This is a genomic window from Bacillus sp. FJAT-49736 (assembly GCF_018343615.1).
Lineage (GTDB): Bacteria > Bacillota > Bacilli > Bacillales > Bacillaceae_C > Margalitia.
In genome coordinates this window covers 205655-221869 of sequence record NZ_JAGYPI010000003.1, presented here as the reverse complement: position 1 = coordinate 221869, position 16215 = coordinate 205655, and the positions used below count along the sequence as shown (strand labels likewise).

Below are 16215 nucleotides of genomic sequence, written 5' to 3'. Positions count from 1 at the left end.
TGTTGTTATTAATCCTAATATAGACTTAGCTCGGGGCATCTTTTCTTAGGAAGGATATGATTCTATTAGCAAAAATCAGGTCGTTACTAGGATATTTGTCTAAAAATGCCACAATGTTTAAGAAAAGAGCCTTTGTTATGTCTGTTTCCGTATTAATTGTTGTTTTTCGTATATTGGTATTAATCCTAGTATAAACTCAGCTCGGGGCATCTTTTCTTAGGAAGGTTATGATTCTATTAGCAAAAATCAGGTCGTTACTAGGATATTTGTCTAAAAATGCCACAATGTTTAAGAAAAGAGCCTTAGTTATTATCTATTTGCGCTCTTTGCAGCTTGCCACTGAAATCGATATAGACGCTCTTCCATTCTGTGAACACATCTAATGCAGCGACACCGGAATCTCTATGCCCATTCCCTGTTCCTTTTGTCCCTCCAAATGGTAAATGAATTTCTGCTCCAGTAGTGCCGGCATTCACGTAGACAATTCCAGTATCTAGATCACGCTGGGCAGCTAAAGCTTTATTGATATCTCTCGTGAATATGGAGCTGGACAGACCAAAAGTAACGCTATTATTCACTGCTATTGCTTCCGTAAAGCTTTTCACTGGAATGATCGAAACGACCGGTCCAAAAATTTCCTCCTGAGCAATTCTCATGTTTGGCTCTACGTTAGTAAAGACGCTCGGCGCATAATAATATCCGTCTTCATGTTCTCCATCATTTAGAACATAGCCTCCTGCAAGCAAAAGAGCCCCTTCCCCTCTGCCGATTTGGACATATTCATGTATCTTTTGCAGCGCATTCCCATTTATAACAGGACCTATTTTGACCTCTTCATCGAGTCCATTTCCAATCTTTAAGCCTCTCATTCGATCCAAAAGTTTTTCTTCGATTTCTGACTTCACATTTTCATGAACAATAACCCTGCTACAGGCAGTACAACGTTGGCCACTCGTTCCGAAAGCACTCCATAATATTCCGTCTACCGCTAAGTCTAAATCTGCATCATCCATGACGATGATGGCATTTTTCCCACCCATTTCAAGGGATACACGCTTAAGCATTTTCCCGCATTTCTCTGCTATTGTCCTACCTACCTCATTGGAGCCTGTAAAAGAAATAACATCGATATCCGGGTGCTCGACCATTGCCGTTCCTACCTTTGAGCCTGATCCGCAAACCAGATTAATAACCCCTTTTGGTAAACCGGCCTCTACAAAAATATTAATCAATTCTCTGGCCATTAATGGAGTTTCCGTTGCAGGCTTCCAAATTACTGCATTTCCCGCAACAATTGCCGGAAATGACTTCCAAGTTGCAATGGCAATTGGAAAATTCCAAGGTGTTATAATACCAATAATTCCTACAGGGACTCGAATGCTCATAGCAAATTTATCCTTTAATTCGGAGGGGGTAGTGTTCCCAAACAGACGTCTTCCTTCGCCTGCCATATAGAAGGCCATGTCAATTCCCTCCTGAACCTCTCCGCGAGCCTCCTCAATCACCTTGCCCATTTCCATTGTCAAGATACGAGCGAGCTTTTCCTTTCTTTCTTTTAGTAGAAGTCCCACTCTATATAAAACTTCTGCTCTTTGCGGTGCCGGAACAAGCGCCCACTCTCTTTGCGCTTTTTTCGCCGCTGCGACTGCTTTGTCCACATCTTCTGCCGTGGATAAAGATACTTCTCCAAGTGTTTCTCCATTTGCAGGATTTTTAATAGGTGCGTACTGCTCCTTTTCCGAGATTACCCATTCTCCATCTATAAAATTATCCACTGTTATTCCATTTACTAGTTTTTTAGACATACCGTCCTCTCCTTTCAAAAAGCTATTTTTGTGATCGTATTTGCTGAATAGTTTTAGAAACGGAAATTTGCTCCCGATCCATATCGACTTCAATCACTGTCGGCAAATTAGATTTCATCGCACAGAGTATTGCCTCAGTAAACTCTGATACTGTATTCGCTTTAACACCGTTAGCATTAAGAGATTTTGCCAAAGCAGCAAAATCAATACTGCCCAACTCTGTGCCAATTACCTTTTCAGGATAGTGAATTTCCTGATGCATACGGATTGTTCCATACATACGATTATTAAAAACGATACTAATGATAGGGACATTGTATCTTACAGCAGTTTCCAACTCCTGCACCGTCATCATCATTCCTCCGTCACCAGATAAGGACACCACCACTCTATTTGGGAACGCAATAGCAGCACCGATTGCTGCAGGAAGGCCATATCCCATAGCGCCAGAAGTTGGTCCAATATAGGTCTTTTTGTTTTTAAAGGAATAGTATTGGTGCAGCCAACCAGCAAAATTGCCTGCATCATTCGTTATGATTGAGTTCTCTGGCAATAATTTTTGCAGTTCTTGAATTACATCCTCATTGGATAACTTTTCACTATATGGTCTCTCTTTTAAAAGCGATGATCGTTGATACCTTTCATTACATTTCGCTGTCCATTCCTTCCAGATAGGCTGAATCTTTAAGGATATGAGCGACGAAATGGCCTCTTTTGCATCTGATACAATTCCAAGACTAGGCTCGTATACCCTACCGATTGTTTGGTCGTCTATATCGATATGAATTAATTGTTGTTCTGGACTTAACAAGGAATAGTCCTGTGTAGTTACTTCTGAGAGTCTTGTTCCAATTGCCAAAATAACATCTGCCTCTTTCGTTGTTGCCAGAATATCTTTTGGAGTTCCTAGTCCTAAATGTCCTGCATATAAAGGATGATGGTTTGGAAATACATCGTGGCGGCGAAAAGCTGCCATGACTGGTAATTTAAATGTTTCAGCAAAATTTAAAAGCTCCTCTTCGCCTTCGGAGGCTATGATCCCACCACCAGCAATGATTAATGGCCGTTCCGCTTTTTTAAGTATCCTCTCCACTTCACGAAGTTCATGCTGACTAGGAGATGGCCTTGATTTTTTCACTTTAGGATGAAAGATCATCTCCGCTTCTTGCTTTAGTAAATCCTCCGGCAATGAGATCACGACAGGTCCTGGCCTTCCGGTCTGAGCAATTCGAAAAGCTCGTTGTACAAGCTCCGGTACCCGATCTGCATCTTTTATTTCAACCGTCCACTTTGCGATATGCCCGAAGAATTGATCCAGGTCAACCTCCTGAAAGCCCTCTCTTCCGCGAAATTTACTGTGCACTTGACCAAGAAAAACGACCATAGGAGTGGAATCCTGATATGCTGTATGTACACCAATGGACAAATTCGCTCCACCAACCCCACGCGTCGCCATTACCACTCCAGGTTTTTTCGATGCTTTTGCATATCCTTCTGCCATAAAGGACGCTCCACCCTCATGCCTTGCTGTAATCAGTTCAATGGATGGCTCATCATAAATAGCATCCAAAAGAGGTAAATAGCTTTCACCAGGTACACAGAAAACCTTTACGACTTCTTCAATCCTTAAACATTCTACAATCGCCATGGCACCGTTCATTTTTTTAGGTATTGGTGACATTCGCCTTCACCCCAAATGAAAAGGTTTCTATTCGTTCTACTGCCTTAAATTGTAAGCTTTTCATTCGTTCTACTGCCTCGAATAACCGAGCTGTAGGAACGGTTAAGGAGACGCGGAAATACCCTTCTCCTGAAGGCCCAAATGCATTACCGGGTGTAACAATGACACCTGCTTCCTCCAGAACTTTCTCGGCAAACCCCTGGGAGGTATACCCTTTCGGAACTGGCGCCCAAATAAAAAAGGAGCCACGTGGTTTTTCCACATGAATGCCAATGCTTTTTAATGCTTCTAACATTCTTTCAAGCCGGTCATTATATACCTGATTATTTTGTTGGACGGTTGTAAAATCACCGGTTAAAGCAGCAGCAGCAGCTTTTTGAATGGGAAGAAACTGACTAGTATCCATATTGCCTTTTACAATGGATAAAGCACGGATAATATCACGATTTCCAACTACATATCCTATACGCCAACCTGCCATGTTAAAGCTTTTGGACAAGGAGCCGAATTCGACAGCAATTTCTTTCGCTCCCTGCACTTGGAGAATACTTGGAGCCTTATAGTCGTCAAAGGTTACCAAATTATATGCAGAATCATGTACAATCCCAATTTGATTTTCCTTTGCGAAGTGAACGGCTTCTTCCAATACATCGAGTTCCACAGTTGCCGCAGTAGGATTACCGGGATAGTTCAAAAACATTAGCTTTGCTTGATTCTTATGTTCATCGGATACTTTTGAGTAATCCGGGCGATAGCTATCGGTCGCTATTAACGGCAGGTCTACACATTCTCCCCCGGAAAGATAGGCTGCCGTTCGATATACAGGATAACCGGGATCTGGAATTAACACGACATCACCAGGATCAATCATTGCCGGGACAATATGGGCTACCCCTTCCTTGGAACCGATTAGAGTCAAAACCTCTGTATTCGGATCCAATTCGACTTGATAATGGCTCTTGTAGAAGGCTGCCACTGCCTCCCGAAACTCCTGACATCCTGCATAACCGGAGTATTTGAAATTAAGCGGATTTTCCAGTTCTTTTTTGAGCCTTTTTACGATAAAATCGGGTGTCGGCAAATCCGGTCCCCCAATTCCTAAATCAATAACATCCACTCCCTTCTCTTGAAGACTTTTCTTTTTTTCATCGATAACCGAAAACAAATACGGCGGCAGTCCTTGTACCCGCTTTGAAACAAAAGACATATCCATTTCCCCCTCTCCACTCCTTTTCCAGTCATTTCATTATATGAAACTATGTTTCAAATATGCCTTATGAGATAAAAAGCTGATTAATACAAAAAAAGAACCCGTGAATAGTTCACTGGTTCTAAAAGTATTAATTATCCTCCCATCTAAGAAAAATCCAATAATCAAGCATATCAATTCGAAAGGAAGCAGGGATGAAGACAAATTCCTCTTTTATATTTTGTATGTTGGGAAATTTTGAAGCAATCTCTCGAAATGCCCTGCCCAAAACCTCTTTTTCTTTCTCTGTAGGCTGATCATCAAAATAAGCTACCCAAAGCAGAGAATTGTAATCATTTCTTACCGTTAGCCCTCTTAATTTTTTGGGAATAGCCCCGAGTAATACTAATTGCGAGGTTAATAGTAACTCATCTTTATCAATAGACATTTTCATCACCTGTACAATATGGATTTTTTTATTTAGTTCACAAAGGTGGATTAAATTCCTTTTAGATTAATATGATTGTTTGATAGGCTTTCGCATGATGAGGCTGACGCCTATTTTTTTGCAAATAGTTACATAATGGAGGAGCATTAGCAGTAGAGTGCTTGTATTCATGGCAAGAATAATTCCGATCATTTGATAATGTGGATTAGAGCCTAATATATAAATCATGGCAAACATGACAAGTGTAGCCCAAATATAGTGAATAAGAGAGTCTGTTATCAGCCCTATTCCAATTAAAAACGCCTGCAATGGTATGACAAAATAGTGAAATAAAAAATATGGCCATAAAAGTTGCAAGTAAAGCGGCGCTATAGCGGATTTGAAAAACATATGAGTTAAAGGCTCAGCAAAGTAATGGAAAATAAAGATGGCGGGAACCCCATAAAGAAAGGTCATAAACATTACTTGCTGCAGTAGCTTTTGCATTCTAGCATAATCCTTTTTGGCATACGCTTCGGAAACGGTCGGTATTAGTACAGTTGAAAAGGAATGGGCAATAAAGGCTGGAAAATAACCAATACTAAATGCGATCCCTGTTACAATACCGAAATGTTCCAGTGCAACAGTTCCGGAGAGGCCGGCTTTCATTAAGGCCGCTTTAATTAAAAAGGGTTGGATAGCATGTGCTATCGAATGGGATATTCGCATTCCTGTTGTCGGCAAAGAAACAGCCAGCAGGCTTTTTCGAACATTTTTCCCGCTTAAGCGGACATTACTCTTATTTTTCATTTGTTTTGATTGAACATAGAATTGCTGTAAAAGGTAAATAAGAACAACAAATTCACTTCCTACTAATGCACATAGAGCGATTAAAATAGATACCTGAAGATTGAATTGAAATAAATGATAGATGAATACGAGTAATATTAACTGAGCAACCTTCCGTGTGAAATTTGCTATGGCAATCTTCCCCATTTGCTGTACACCCATGAAATATCCACGTGCAATGGAAGAAAAGGATGTAATAGGAATCAGTATAATAACTAGCAGGCGAATATATGGGTGGTATTGATTAAAAACCGGGATAATAGGCAGCACACAAATCGTTACAATTGTTAAAACAATGGTGAAAAAAGCAGCAAATCGGATGCCGTGACGCAGCATGCTTGCATGATATTTTTTATCCTTCTCTGCAATATATTTGGAAATAGAAATCTGCAGCTCCATACTTGCTAAAACAACAACAAAAAAGACTAAAGGCAGTATGGACATATATAAGCCCATTCCCACTCCACCAAGCTCTTTTGCGAGCACCATATTAACCAGAAGTTCAATACACTCTCCCAAAAAGGCTACGACCGCTAATAAAAATATTCCTCTAAAAAAAGAACTCATACTGTCTCTCCTTTTAATACGATGTCCAATAGTAAAAGATATGAGACAAGTCCTCAGAATATATGTAAAGATTTATTTTTATTCGGTCAACAGGAAAAAAAGCCATCGCTGTTTGACGGCTTTTCCATATTTAATACTAATTGTACAGCTGCATTTATTTTGTCTTTTTCTCTTGAAGCTTAAAGAGAAGTTCGTTAGCCATTCTTTTATTTAGCTTTAAGGTTTCCTTAGTTCTAATTTCACTTGCATATTTTTGAATATTTCCTATTTGTGTTTTTGTAGGCGGCTGTGTTTCTATTAATCTTTCATAGTTTTGATAGGCTACTTTTACCGCTGTTTCCGGAGATAATTGGTCTATCGTTTCGTAAATTGCATTAATTGCATTATCGTAGCCTATTCCAAATCCGCCGTCAGTACCAAATAAAAATTTATTTGGGTACTTCTCTATTAATGGAATAAAATCTTTGATTTTGTACGAGCTAGATTCGTCATATTCTGTATAGCCTGCAAAAAAGTCTATATACAAGTTGTCATAGTTCTTCAATAGGTCCTCTATCCGCTCCGGAGTATTAGCAACATTTGCATGTCCAAAGATAATATTTGTGTGGGGATGCTCTGTCAAAGCTCGTTTTAACCCCTCTATTGGTGCTCCGCCTGGAGGATCGATATGCAAGAGAACCGGTACCTTGTATTTGGCAGCTAGATTGTATATTTCCCCTAAATTTCCCGAAGTTGGATCCTCTCCTTTCCACTCAAGATTGGATACAACAGGTGAATAGGTGGATGCAGCTGCGAGTTCACCAATTGCAAGATAGCCCTTTTCCAAATTATCCTTTGCATATTTAATCCCATCCTTACTATAAATATTGACACCAGCAAAGGAAGGATAGACGAGATCGGGACGCTGTTTATAGTCATCCCAGGCTAATTGATCGGTATGTATAGCTGCATATTCTGAAATATTTCCAAAAAGTACGGTTTTGTCCACTCCTAATTGTTCATATGTACTAGTTGGAAACTCAGATGCTTGATGATTATGGACATCTATTAAAGGCAAATTTTTGTACACCTCGTACAATGGCTCCCCTGTTTTTTTATTCTTCCGCATTTTCTTTACTTTTTCCGACATTTTATTGTCTGGTTCATAATCTGTTAGAACTGATATTTTTATCGTTATCTTTTCTTTTTTGTCCGCCGGCTTGCTTACCGGCTTATTGCTCTCACATCCAAACAATAGACATACAGATAACGATATAACTAGTGCACCCTTTAATCCGATTAATTTCATCCTCTTTCCCCCCTTGTTTTTTTCGCAAACGTTCCCGAAATTAATTATTAGAAACTACATTAATTTTCAGTTTATTTAAATAGTATTATATGTTATGATAATTTGTAAATAACCTTTTTAAAAATTTATATTTGCATCAATGTTGGGAACGTTCCCCAGAAAGGAAGTTTTTGATGAATATTTCCATAAAAGATATCGCAGCGAGGACCAATCTTTCAACAAGCACTGTATCTCGCGCCTTAAATTCTCAATATGGTGTAAGTAAAAAAACGCGTGAACAAGTATTACAAGCAGCGAAGGAACTAGGTTATGTACCAAATTTGTTCGCAAAGGAATTAGTACATAGTAAAAGTAATTTAGTTGGACTCTTAATTAAAGATAGTACGATGGGGGAAGCACGTCCTGCCTTTTTCGAGATGCTTCCTTATATCAACAAAACACTTGCTTTGTATGGAAAAAGTACGATTATCGCCTCGATTAATCCATATAATATAGAAGATAACGAAATAGAAACCATTATAAAGACAAGAAATCTGTCGGGAATTATTGTATTTTCCGGTCTTCAATACCGCTCAGTATTACAACAAATCAGGAAATCTTCTGTACCGGTTGTGATTATTGAAGAGGATTTACTTTTGAAGCAATGTTCTTGTATTGGAACAGACGAATTTTATGGAGCCGAGCTGGCAGTTAAACAACTGTTTCAATTGGGTCATAGGGAAATTGGTTTTATTAATGGGCCGGAAAATATCGGAATATGTAAAAAAAGACTTGCAGGCTTTCGAAAAGCATTGGAGAGATTCGGGCTCTCTTATAATGAGAAAAGAATCATTCACAGTGATTTTTCCGGATACGGCGGAGGGCAAAGTGCATTAACTCTGATGGATAAAAATCCACAGCTAACCGCAATCTTTTTTGCAAATGATATAATGGCAATGGGCGGAATTTCGCTTTTAACCGAAAAAGGCTGGAATGTTCCAAATGATATATCTGTTATTGGCTATGATGGTTTATATATGACTCCTTATTACAATCCATCCCTTGCCACCATCAAGATTGATAATCAGGAAATCGGAATCAAAACGGCCGAACTACTGTTTGAATTAATAAATGGGGGAAAAGGCAGATCTATATTTATTAGGCCTACCTTTCAAAATGGAAATTCTATTATTAAAAAACACCATCTTTAGTGTATCGCTGGGTTAGAGTGAATCAGGATTAGTTAAGTGGACCCTGACTCCGATATTTATGATAAAAAGGGCTATTTCCCTATGTTTGAGGACATACGTTCCTTTATTTTGTGTAAAAGTAGTATCCACATTATAATTTTTCGTAAATAATGTACTCAGAGTCCATTAAACCTTTAAATTTTGGTAATTAATTTAGATTAGCGGATCCTGTTTCCTCGAAAAAGCGTAACACTTAAGCAAAGGTTCCTCAAGGCTACTATTCGCAGCCCTACTAATTAATGTCATATTCTGTATGGTGGAACTTAAGAACTCACCATCGTCCCACCGTTCACGTGAATAACCTGCCCAGTTACATAGCTTGAGTCATCTGAAGCTAGATATACATATGCAGGAGCTAGCTCATATGGCTGCCCTGCCCTTTTCATCGGTACATCTGCGCCGAACCGGGCAACTTTTTCCGCTGAAAAGCTAGATGGTATAAGTGGTGTCCAAATTGGGCCAGGGGCAACAGCATTAACCCTTATTCCCTTCTTTGCCAGGTTTTGCGAAAGTGCTCTGGTAAAGCCAACAATGGCTCCTTTTGTTGATGTATAATCTATCAATGTTTTTTCTCCTTCATAAGCTACAACGGATGCAGTGTTTATGATGGTGCTCCCCCTTTTCAAATAAGGAAGCGCTGCCTTTGTCACATAGTAGAAGCTGTAAATATTCGTTTTGAATGTATGATCCCACTGTTCACTCGTAATGTCTAAAAGACTTTTTTGGGGATATTGTACACCATGATTATTGACGAGAATATCAAGCTTTTTAAATCTTTTAATCGTTCTTTCCACTACATTCCTGCAATGATTTTCATCCGTTAAGTCCCCTACGATCAGCAAGCATTTTTGTCCCAATTCTTCAATTCTTCTTTTTGTTCGAAGAGCATCCTCATCTTCATAGGAATAATAATATGGAATAACAATGTTTGCTCCTTCTTTTGCGAATGCAATAGCGGTTGCCGCTCCAATTCCACTATCTCCTCCGGTAATAATCGCTACCTTGTTTTTTAATTTGCCGCCTGGTTTATATTGATCACTTTCGATGATTGGTTTTGGATTCATTAATCCTTCGATTCCCGGCTGTTTATCCTGATGCTGAGGCGGAAACCTGTTTGGTTTTTTTGGTCGCCTCACTCTCGTTGGATAATAAGAATAATAAGGATACATTGGATACATAAACATCACCCCATAATTAGGCATTTACCATTTAGTGTATTCTTATATGCTCAAATGGTGTATTAGGATCTATGCTTTCATGGGTGGTTATCTCCATTTCTTGATTAATAAAAAAGAAAGGATCCCTCATAAGATCCCTTCTTTTCCTACTTTTTTATTATAGGGTTAAAATAATCGGTTTCTCCTTTGTTACAATCACGGTATGCTCTACCTGTGCAACATGACTGCCATCTGGAGTTTTGTAAGTCCAGCCGTCATCCTGCTCTTCCACCTCTTCTGCTCCGGTAGAAATAAAGGGTTCAAAGGCTATAACCATACCGTCTCTTAATAAATCATTATCCCAAGGCTCAAAGTAATTCATTATGTAATCCGGCTTCTCATGAAGCGCCCTGCCGACCCCATGGCCAGTTAAATTCATAATTACCGTGAATCCGCTCCTTTTTGCCTCGTTCATTACTGCCTTGCCGATTTGGTTTTGCTTTGTACCTGCTTTAATTTTTTCCAAACCTTTCTGGAAAGCTCTTTCGGCACAATCGCAGAGTTCCTGTAATTTTGGATCACCATTTCCAACAACAAATGAAATTCCAGTATCTGCATAATAGCCGTCTAAAGAACCGGAAACATCGATATTGATTAGGTCCCCATCACGTAGGACTCTATCACCTGGAATACCGTGAGCAACCTCATCATTAACGCTTATACATGTATAGCCTGGGAAGTCATATTCTCCTTTTGGCCCAGATATTGCACCATTTTCCTCAAAAAGCTTACCTGCTAATTCATCAAGTTCCTTAGTGGTAACCCCTGGTATTGCCTTCATTTTCAACTCGTCACGTATCATTGCGACAAGTCTGCCTATTTTTTTTAACCCTTCTATGTCTTGGTCATTTTTTACAATCATTTGTCAACCTCCTGATTCTTTCTATGAAGATATTGTAGCAATTCGTTGAGATTTAAAACATAAAAAATATAGTCCCTATCTATTATAGGAAAAAAGTTGAGCATTTCAAAATCTCTTCTCTATCTTTTGTAACGTAATGTAATACTTTTGTAACACTTTTTAAAATAACTGTAACTAATATTTCGACAATTTTCTGATATATTAAAAACATCGGATAAAAGAGTATTCGTTTACGAAGTTAACTAGAGATAAATTTCTTAATTAATAATAAATTATACACTTGAGGTGACCCTGATAAATGAAACGTATCACACCCCTTCTCGTAGCACTATTATTAGGACTTGTATTTTTACTTCCGGCAAAAGAGGCTGCTGCAGCATCCTCATCAAATGTTATTAAAGAAGCAAAAAAATACATAGGAACACCTTATAGATGGGGTGGGACAACACCAAAGGGATTTGATTGCTCTGGATTTGTTTCCTATTCGTTTCGAAAAAACGGTATTATATTACCTCATTCAGCAGCAGATATGTTCAAAAAAGGAACTTCTGTTAGCAAATCAAATTTAAAACCAGGTGATCTCGTATTTTTCCGTACATATTCAAAGGGTGCCTCACATGTTGCAATATACTTAGGTAATAATAGAGTAATTCACTCTGCTTCAAAAGGAGTAAGGATAGACAATCTAAACAGCGAGTATTGGAAAGCAAGATACTTAGGCGCGAAGAGAATATAATAGATTTTAAGAAAAGTAGCGAATTCGCTACTTTTTTCTTATATGAGTAACAGCTGACAGGTTGCCCCGTCAGCTGCTACTCATTCTTTGCTCCATTAGTTCTAACTCCTGATAAATTTCCTCTCTTCTCATTTCCAGTTTATCTATTTCATTATGAAGTTTTTGCAGATTTTCTATTTCCATTTCCTTTTCCATTTGCTTGTGGAGGGAACCAATTGAAATCTCAATTTCTTCAATTTCCTTTTCAAGAATAGGTATTTGATTACTTTCTTTTTTCACTACTGTTTTTTTAAGATTCTCCCGTTTATTTGATTCCCGTACTACTTGTTCTAGGTTTGGTCGAAGCGCCTCCATTTTCTCCTTCGCCCACTGATAGTTTCCGTCAAAATGGTGAACCATTTGATTTTCTATCCAATAAATTCTTCCAAACAGGCGATTCAAGAAATACCGATCATGGGATACTGCGATAATCGTACCCCTAAATCCTTCAAGGGCTTCCTCTAACACTTCACAGGAATCGATATCTAAATGATTGGTTGGTTCATCAAGAATAAGCACATTTATATCCTTACACATTAATTGTGCCAAGCGAAGCCTCATTCTTTCCCCACCACTCAGTTGATTTACTTTCCGGAAGACTGAGTGACCATAGAAGAGAAATCTGGCCAATATATGACGTGCCTCCCCTTCTGTTACAGACACCTCATTTCGAAATTCATCTATGACTGAATTTTTCATCTCGGTATCATATACATGCTGTGATAAATATCCTATTTTCAAATTGCTACCAAGGCGTATTTCACCTATATCAGGACTTTCCTGCTGTAACATCATTTTAATTAAAGTAGACTTTCCGGTTCCATTTTCTCCAATGATTGCTACTCTATCCTTATAATGAATTTGCATATTCACGTCATCAAATAGTAGCTTTTCGTCATAGGTTTTTGCTATTCCCTGTAAAGAGATAACATCTTTTCCACTTCTATCTGCATGATCAAACTCTACACTTATTTTCTTCGGATTTATATTTGGCTTATCGAGCTTGACCATTCTTTCTAATGCTCTTTCCATATTTCTGGCACGTTTATGCAGACCCTCATTAGGTGGATTGGCGCGATTTGCCCATTCTTTTAGTCGTTTGATGGCATCCTTCATTTTCTTTATTTTCTTTTGCTGTTCCTGATAGGCTTGAAATTCCAAAAGCATTCTTTGCTCTTTTTCCTTTACAAATCCAGAGAAGTTAGTATGATAGACAGCTACTTCTCCGTCCTCTAAATCCACGATTTTATTTGCAACCTCATCTAAAAAGTAGCGATCGTGGGAAATGACTATCATAGTACCCTTATATTCCTGCAAAAAGCTCCCTAACCACTCTACTGCCTTCAAATCCAAATGATTCGTCGGTTCGTCTAGTAAAAGAAAATCTGGATTTTTCAATAAAATAAAGGCTAAGCCAATTTTTGTTCTTTCACCGCCACTTAATTGTTGGAAGTATTGCGGAAGCAGGCTTCCAATATTTAAACCATTTGCTACCCGCTCTATATTCCCATCGATTTCATACCCGCCATGCTGGATAAAATGATCCTGAAGCTCTCCGTATAAACCCATATATTTTTGCAGCCTAATCGGGTCACTTTCCTTTCCCATTCTCTCTTCTAATTCTGTCATTTTTGCCTGATTATCTAGAAGAGATTGAAATGCTGTTCTTAAAACATCTTCCACCGTCATTTCCTTTGAATAATCTGGAATTTGTGCTAAATAACCAACTCCAATTCCTTTTTTCCAGTGCACCTGACCTGAATCATACTCCTCGATCCCAGCCAGAATTTTTAACAAAGTTGTTTTTCCGCTTCCATTGCGGCCAACTAGTCCTATACTATCCTTCTCCTTAATCTCCAGGCTTATATTTTCAAAAATAGGATTCCCACCATAAGATTTACTAATATCTTGAACACTGCAAACAATCATTTTGTTCACTCCAATTCTGTTTTATTACACACAAAAAAGCCATAGGAAAGTAAAATCCCATGGCTATCGTTCGAAAAATAGGTTAATTAAATAACAAATAAAAAAGGGAGAGCAAGAAGCCCTCCCATTTACCGAACTATAGAAAAATGGATATAGAGATTTTCTCACCGTTTTATTTTCGCTATGCAGTTGCTAAAAAAGGGCATACTTATCCCGTTGACAACTACAGCATGAAAAATCGCACGGCAAATGTACATATATTCCATCCATTGCCCGCGAACAAAAACGGCTTGATTCATCTCTATACACCACCTTTCCATCATAATAATTATTGTTATAGTTTCAATTGTTAAATCCAAAAGCTGATTCTAACCTGTTGCTTTTCTTAAAAAGAAAAATATCTCCTTACCAAATAAGGATATTAAATGTTTTCATCTGCAAAAGCAACAAGTTTTAAGAAAAGAGCCATATTCATTACTATTTTAATTTTTTTGAACATTTATTGCAAGCCTAATGTTGCAAAACCTGTTCTAATACCCTTTGAACATTATATCCATCTTTAAAGGATACCATTCTAGCTGGTCTCCCCTCTACTGCTTTCACTATTTCAGAAATAAGATCCTGATGTTCTTCGTTTTCTATTGCTTCAATGGAAAATGAAGATTGTTCTGTAGTTTCCCCTTCAAGCTTAGCCCAATTCTTCAATGCTAGCGTTCCCTTATCTCCATACAGCTTAAAGGAAATTTCTTCTTGTCTGCCAATGCCGCTTAAGCCATCCATGACTACTGGGGTACCGTCTTGTAGGGTTAACTTGGCAATGACTCCCGTTTCACAGAGTTCAGGACTACTTGGATAATCAATTAAAGATGTCTCATATGTAATTTTTCCGAAAAAGTTTTGCATTACTTGTATATAATGCGGGGTAATTTCGCGGATAAAACCACCTTGCTCCCTGCCTGCAATCCACGGGTTTTGCTGCCATTTGCGTGGCCACTCTGAAAAGTGCATTTTTAACTCAACACGCTTCAGTGTCCCGATTTCTCCATCCTTCCATTTTGATTTCAATGTATGAACAGCGCTACTGTATGCTAACGGAAAATTAATTGCGTTAACAATCTTTGCAGTTTCCGCAATATTAGCCATTTCCTCTGCCTCTTTCAAGGAGTTGGCCAACGGTTTCTCACATAAAATATGTTTGCCTGCCTGCGCCGCTTCGAGTGCAATCTGATGGTGCAGCTTTGGTGGGACTGCAATATATATAAGATCAATAGAAGGATCTAAAATGATTTTATTGTAATTAGTATACGTTTTCACATTTTCCAACTTTTCTTGTAGTTCGTGCAATCTTGCCTCATTCGTATCACAAATAGAGGCAACAACTGTTTTTGGATGCTTAACAAATTGCCAAAGCAGTCTTTCGCCAACAACTCCCAAGCCGATAATTCCCACTTTTAAGTGATTCTGGTCCATATTTGTACCCCCTTTTTACTCTATTATTCTCCGACTTTTTGAAAACGTCAAATTTTTAGTTAATAGTAGCAACCTTATTCTTCAGCTTTTCTTTTCCACGTTTTAATTGAGTTTTTACGGTTGACATCGGTATCTCACTGTTGTTTGAAATGTCCATTATAGTGAAATCATGGAAATAATAGAGCAAAATAGGGTTTTTATAACGGTTCGGCAGTTCGTTTATTTTTTTCATTAATTCCTCATGCAAACATTTTTCCATTACCTTCTTTTCCGTATCATCTAGATAGTTTTCATCCGTATCTTGAAATGATTGAGAATGCAAATATCGCTGACGTACATTGTCCTTCTTCCATTCATCCTTGCATTTATTTTGAGCAATTTTGAAAATCCAATTTTTGAGGGATGCTCTTTTTTCAAAGCTTTTATAATGAATAAATGCTGAAAGCAAAGTCTCTTGATAAATATCCTCTGCCAGCTCCCAATGCTTCATAATCGAATAAATATAATGTAAAAGTGCTTTTCCGTGTGCTTGAATAAATTCCTCTAATTCTATAACATTATCGCTCTTGCAATCAGACACTATCATACCAATTCTCTCCTAAATCTTCATATTCTCGTTCATTATATGGAAATAAGCTTAAAATAGAAAAAAAAGATTCTTAAGTTTTCTTTAAGTTTTGCTTAGAAATTATTAAGTTATTTCTCTATTAATGAACGTCTCTAAAAATAAAAACCCTACAGTTTGATAATTGTAATAAAAATATCACTATCTATTATTTTCATCATGAGAGGACGGTAGTAATTTTCCATAAGACTTAAGTCTTAGAAAGCAGGGGCTGTCCAAATTTTCCTTTCATTTCAAAAAAATTATAGTTACATCCTACGCAGCACTCTTATATAATTTCATTATGCGAAAAAAAACAACTG

The 16215-nt window shown here is 38.0% G+C and carries 14 protein-coding genes; 2 read left to right on the top strand and 12 right to left on the bottom strand.

Annotated elements, in window-relative coordinates; genetic code table 11:
- Positions 1 to 302: 302 nt before the first annotated feature.
- The 6 genes from KHA87_RS17150 to KHA87_RS17125 all read right to left on the bottom strand — a co-directional run bounded on the left by KHA87_RS17150 (position 303) and on the right by KHA87_RS17125 (position 7806).
- A complete protein-coding gene (locus KHA87_RS17150; RefSeq protein ID WP_249310554.1) occupies positions 303 to 1805 on the bottom strand; it encodes an aldehyde dehydrogenase family protein in 1503 nt (500 codons plus the stop codon).
- A 22-nt stretch (positions 1806 to 1827) separates the two neighbouring features.
- On the bottom strand, positions 1828 to 3486 hold the full coding sequence (locus KHA87_RS17145; RefSeq protein WP_213095406.1) for a thiamine pyrophosphate-binding protein: 1659 nt from the start codon (positions 3484 to 3486) through the stop codon (positions 1828 to 1830).
- Entirely contained in the window at positions 3470 to 4693 is a 1224-nt protein-coding gene (locus KHA87_RS17140) for an LL-diaminopimelate aminotransferase (RefSeq protein ID WP_213095405.1), read from the bottom strand. Before KHA87_RS17140 ends, KHA87_RS17145 begins: the two co-directional genes overlap by 17 nt.
- A gap of 133 nt (positions 4694 to 4826) precedes the next feature.
- Positions 4827 to 5123 carry a MafI2 family immunity protein gene (locus KHA87_RS17135; protein ID WP_213095404.1) on the bottom strand — a complete coding sequence of 99 codons (297 nt, stop codon included), beginning with the start codon at positions 5121 to 5123 and terminating at the stop codon, positions 4827 to 4829.
- 66 nt (positions 5124 to 5189) lie between these two features.
- A complete protein-coding gene (locus tag KHA87_RS17130; RefSeq protein WP_213095403.1) occupies positions 5190 to 6518 on the bottom strand; it encodes a polysaccharide biosynthesis protein in 1329 nt (442 codons plus the stop codon).
- 154 nt (positions 6519 to 6672) lie between these two features.
- Positions 6673 to 7806 (bottom strand): amidohydrolase family protein, encoded by a 1134-nt coding sequence (locus KHA87_RS17125; protein ID WP_213095402.1) that lies wholly within the window; start codon positions 7804 to 7806, stop codon positions 6673 to 6675.
- A 173-nt stretch (positions 7807 to 7979) separates the two neighbouring features.
- On the opposite strand from KHA87_RS17125, the gene KHA87_RS17120 reads away from it, so the two are divergent.
- Positions 7980 to 8996, top strand: a complete 1017-nt coding sequence (locus KHA87_RS17120) for a LacI family DNA-binding transcriptional regulator (protein WP_213095401.1) — start codon at positions 7980 to 7982, stop codon at positions 8994 to 8996.
- A gap of 302 nt (positions 8997 to 9298) precedes the next feature.
- On the opposite strand, the gene KHA87_RS17115 is transcribed toward KHA87_RS17120, so the two are convergent.
- Together KHA87_RS17115 and map are read right to left on the bottom strand one after the other, a co-directional pair.
- Entirely contained in the window at positions 9299 to 10204 is a 906-nt protein-coding gene (locus KHA87_RS17115) for an SDR family oxidoreductase (protein ID WP_249310589.1), read from the bottom strand.
- 166 nt (positions 10205 to 10370) lie between these two features.
- Positions 10371 to 11114, bottom strand: a complete 744-nt coding sequence (gene map / locus KHA87_RS17110) for a type I methionyl aminopeptidase (protein ID WP_213095399.1) — start codon at positions 11112 to 11114, stop codon at positions 10371 to 10373.
- Positions 11115 to 11412: 298 nt separating this feature from the next.
- Here map and KHA87_RS17105 point away from each other — a divergent pair, with 298 nt between their 5' ends.
- On the top strand, positions 11413 to 11850 hold the full coding sequence (locus KHA87_RS17105) for a C40 family peptidase (protein WP_213095398.1): 438 nt from the start codon (positions 11413 to 11415) through the stop codon (positions 11848 to 11850).
- A gap of 69 nt (positions 11851 to 11919) precedes the next feature.
- Here KHA87_RS17105 and abc-f read toward each other — a convergent pair whose 3' ends face one another.
- The 4 genes from abc-f to KHA87_RS17090 all read right to left on the bottom strand — a co-directional run bounded on the left by abc-f (position 11920) and on the right by KHA87_RS17090 (position 15874).
- Positions 11920 to 13818, bottom strand: a complete 1899-nt coding sequence (gene abc-f, locus KHA87_RS17100) for a ribosomal protection-like ABC-F family protein (protein WP_213095397.1) — start codon at positions 13816 to 13818, stop codon at positions 11920 to 11922.
- A 164-nt stretch (positions 13819 to 13982) separates the two neighbouring features.
- On the bottom strand, positions 13983 to 14117 hold the full coding sequence (locus KHA87_RS22460) for an RAxF-45 family protein (protein WP_283249464.1): 135 nt from the start codon (positions 14115 to 14117) through the stop codon (positions 13983 to 13985).
- Positions 14118 to 14328: 211 nt separating this feature from the next.
- Positions 14329 to 15288 carry a Gfo/Idh/MocA family protein gene (locus KHA87_RS17095; RefSeq protein WP_213095396.1) on the bottom strand — a complete coding sequence of 320 codons (960 nt, stop codon included), beginning with the start codon at positions 15286 to 15288 and terminating at the stop codon, positions 14329 to 14331.
- A gap of 55 nt (positions 15289 to 15343) precedes the next feature.
- The gene (locus KHA87_RS17090; RefSeq protein ID WP_213095395.1) at positions 15344 to 15874 is read right to left on the bottom strand and encodes an RNA polymerase sigma factor; all 531 of its coding nucleotides are present in this window, start codon (positions 15872 to 15874) and stop codon (positions 15344 to 15346) included.
- Between the last annotated feature and the right edge of the window lie 341 nt (positions 15875 to 16215).

What these genes read in the sequence shown, in the direction of transcription:
- KHA87_RS17145 (WP_213095406.1), bottom strand. Translation starts at nt 3,486, where the DNA reads ATGTCACCAATACCTAAAAAAATGAACGGTGCCATGGCGATTGTAGAA.
- KHA87_RS17120 (WP_213095401.1), top strand. Translation starts at nt 7,980, where the DNA reads ATGAATATTTCCATAAAAGATATCGCAGCGAGGACCAATCTTTCAACA.
- abc-f (WP_213095397.1), bottom strand. Translation starts at nt 13,818, where the DNA reads ATGATTGTTTGCAGTGTTCAAGATATTAGTAAATCTTATGGTGGGAAT.
- KHA87_RS17140 (WP_213095405.1), bottom strand. Translation starts at nt 4,693, where the DNA reads ATGTCTTTTGTTTCAAAGCGGGTACAAGGACTGCCGCCGTATTTGTTT.
- KHA87_RS17105 (WP_213095398.1), top strand. Translation starts at nt 11,413, where the DNA reads ATGAAACGTATCACACCCCTTCTCGTAGCACTATTATTAGGACTTGTA.
- map (WP_213095399.1), bottom strand. Translation starts at nt 11,114, where the DNA reads ATGATTGTAAAAAATGACCAAGACATAGAAGGGTTAAAAAAAATAGGC.
- KHA87_RS17090 (WP_213095395.1), bottom strand. Translation starts at nt 15,874, where the DNA reads ATGATAGTGTCTGATTGCAAGAGCGATAATGTTATAGAATTAGAGGAA.
- KHA87_RS17150 (WP_249310554.1), bottom strand. Translation starts at nt 1,805, where the DNA reads ATGTCTAAAAAACTAGTAAATGGAATAACAGTGGATAATTTTATAGAT.
- KHA87_RS17095 (WP_213095396.1), bottom strand. Translation starts at nt 15,288, where the DNA reads ATGGACCAGAATCACTTAAAAGTGGGAATTATCGGCTTGGGAGTTGTT.
- KHA87_RS17130 (WP_213095403.1), bottom strand. Translation starts at nt 6,518, where the DNA reads ATGAGTTCTTTTTTTAGAGGAATATTTTTATTAGCGGTCGTAGCCTTT.
- KHA87_RS17135 (WP_213095404.1), bottom strand. Translation starts at nt 5,123, where the DNA reads ATGTCTATTGATAAAGATGAGTTACTATTAACCTCGCAATTAGTATTA.
- KHA87_RS22460 (WP_283249464.1), bottom strand. Translation starts at nt 14,117, where the DNA reads ATGAATCAAGCCGTTTTTGTTCGCGGGCAATGGATGGAATATATGTAC.
- KHA87_RS17115 (WP_249310589.1), bottom strand. Translation starts at nt 10,204, where the DNA reads ATGTATCCTTATTATTCTTATTATCCAACGAGAGTGAGGCGACCAAAA.
- KHA87_RS17125 (WP_213095402.1), bottom strand. Translation starts at nt 7,806, where the DNA reads ATGAAATTAATCGGATTAAAGGGTGCACTAGTTATATCGTTATCTGTA.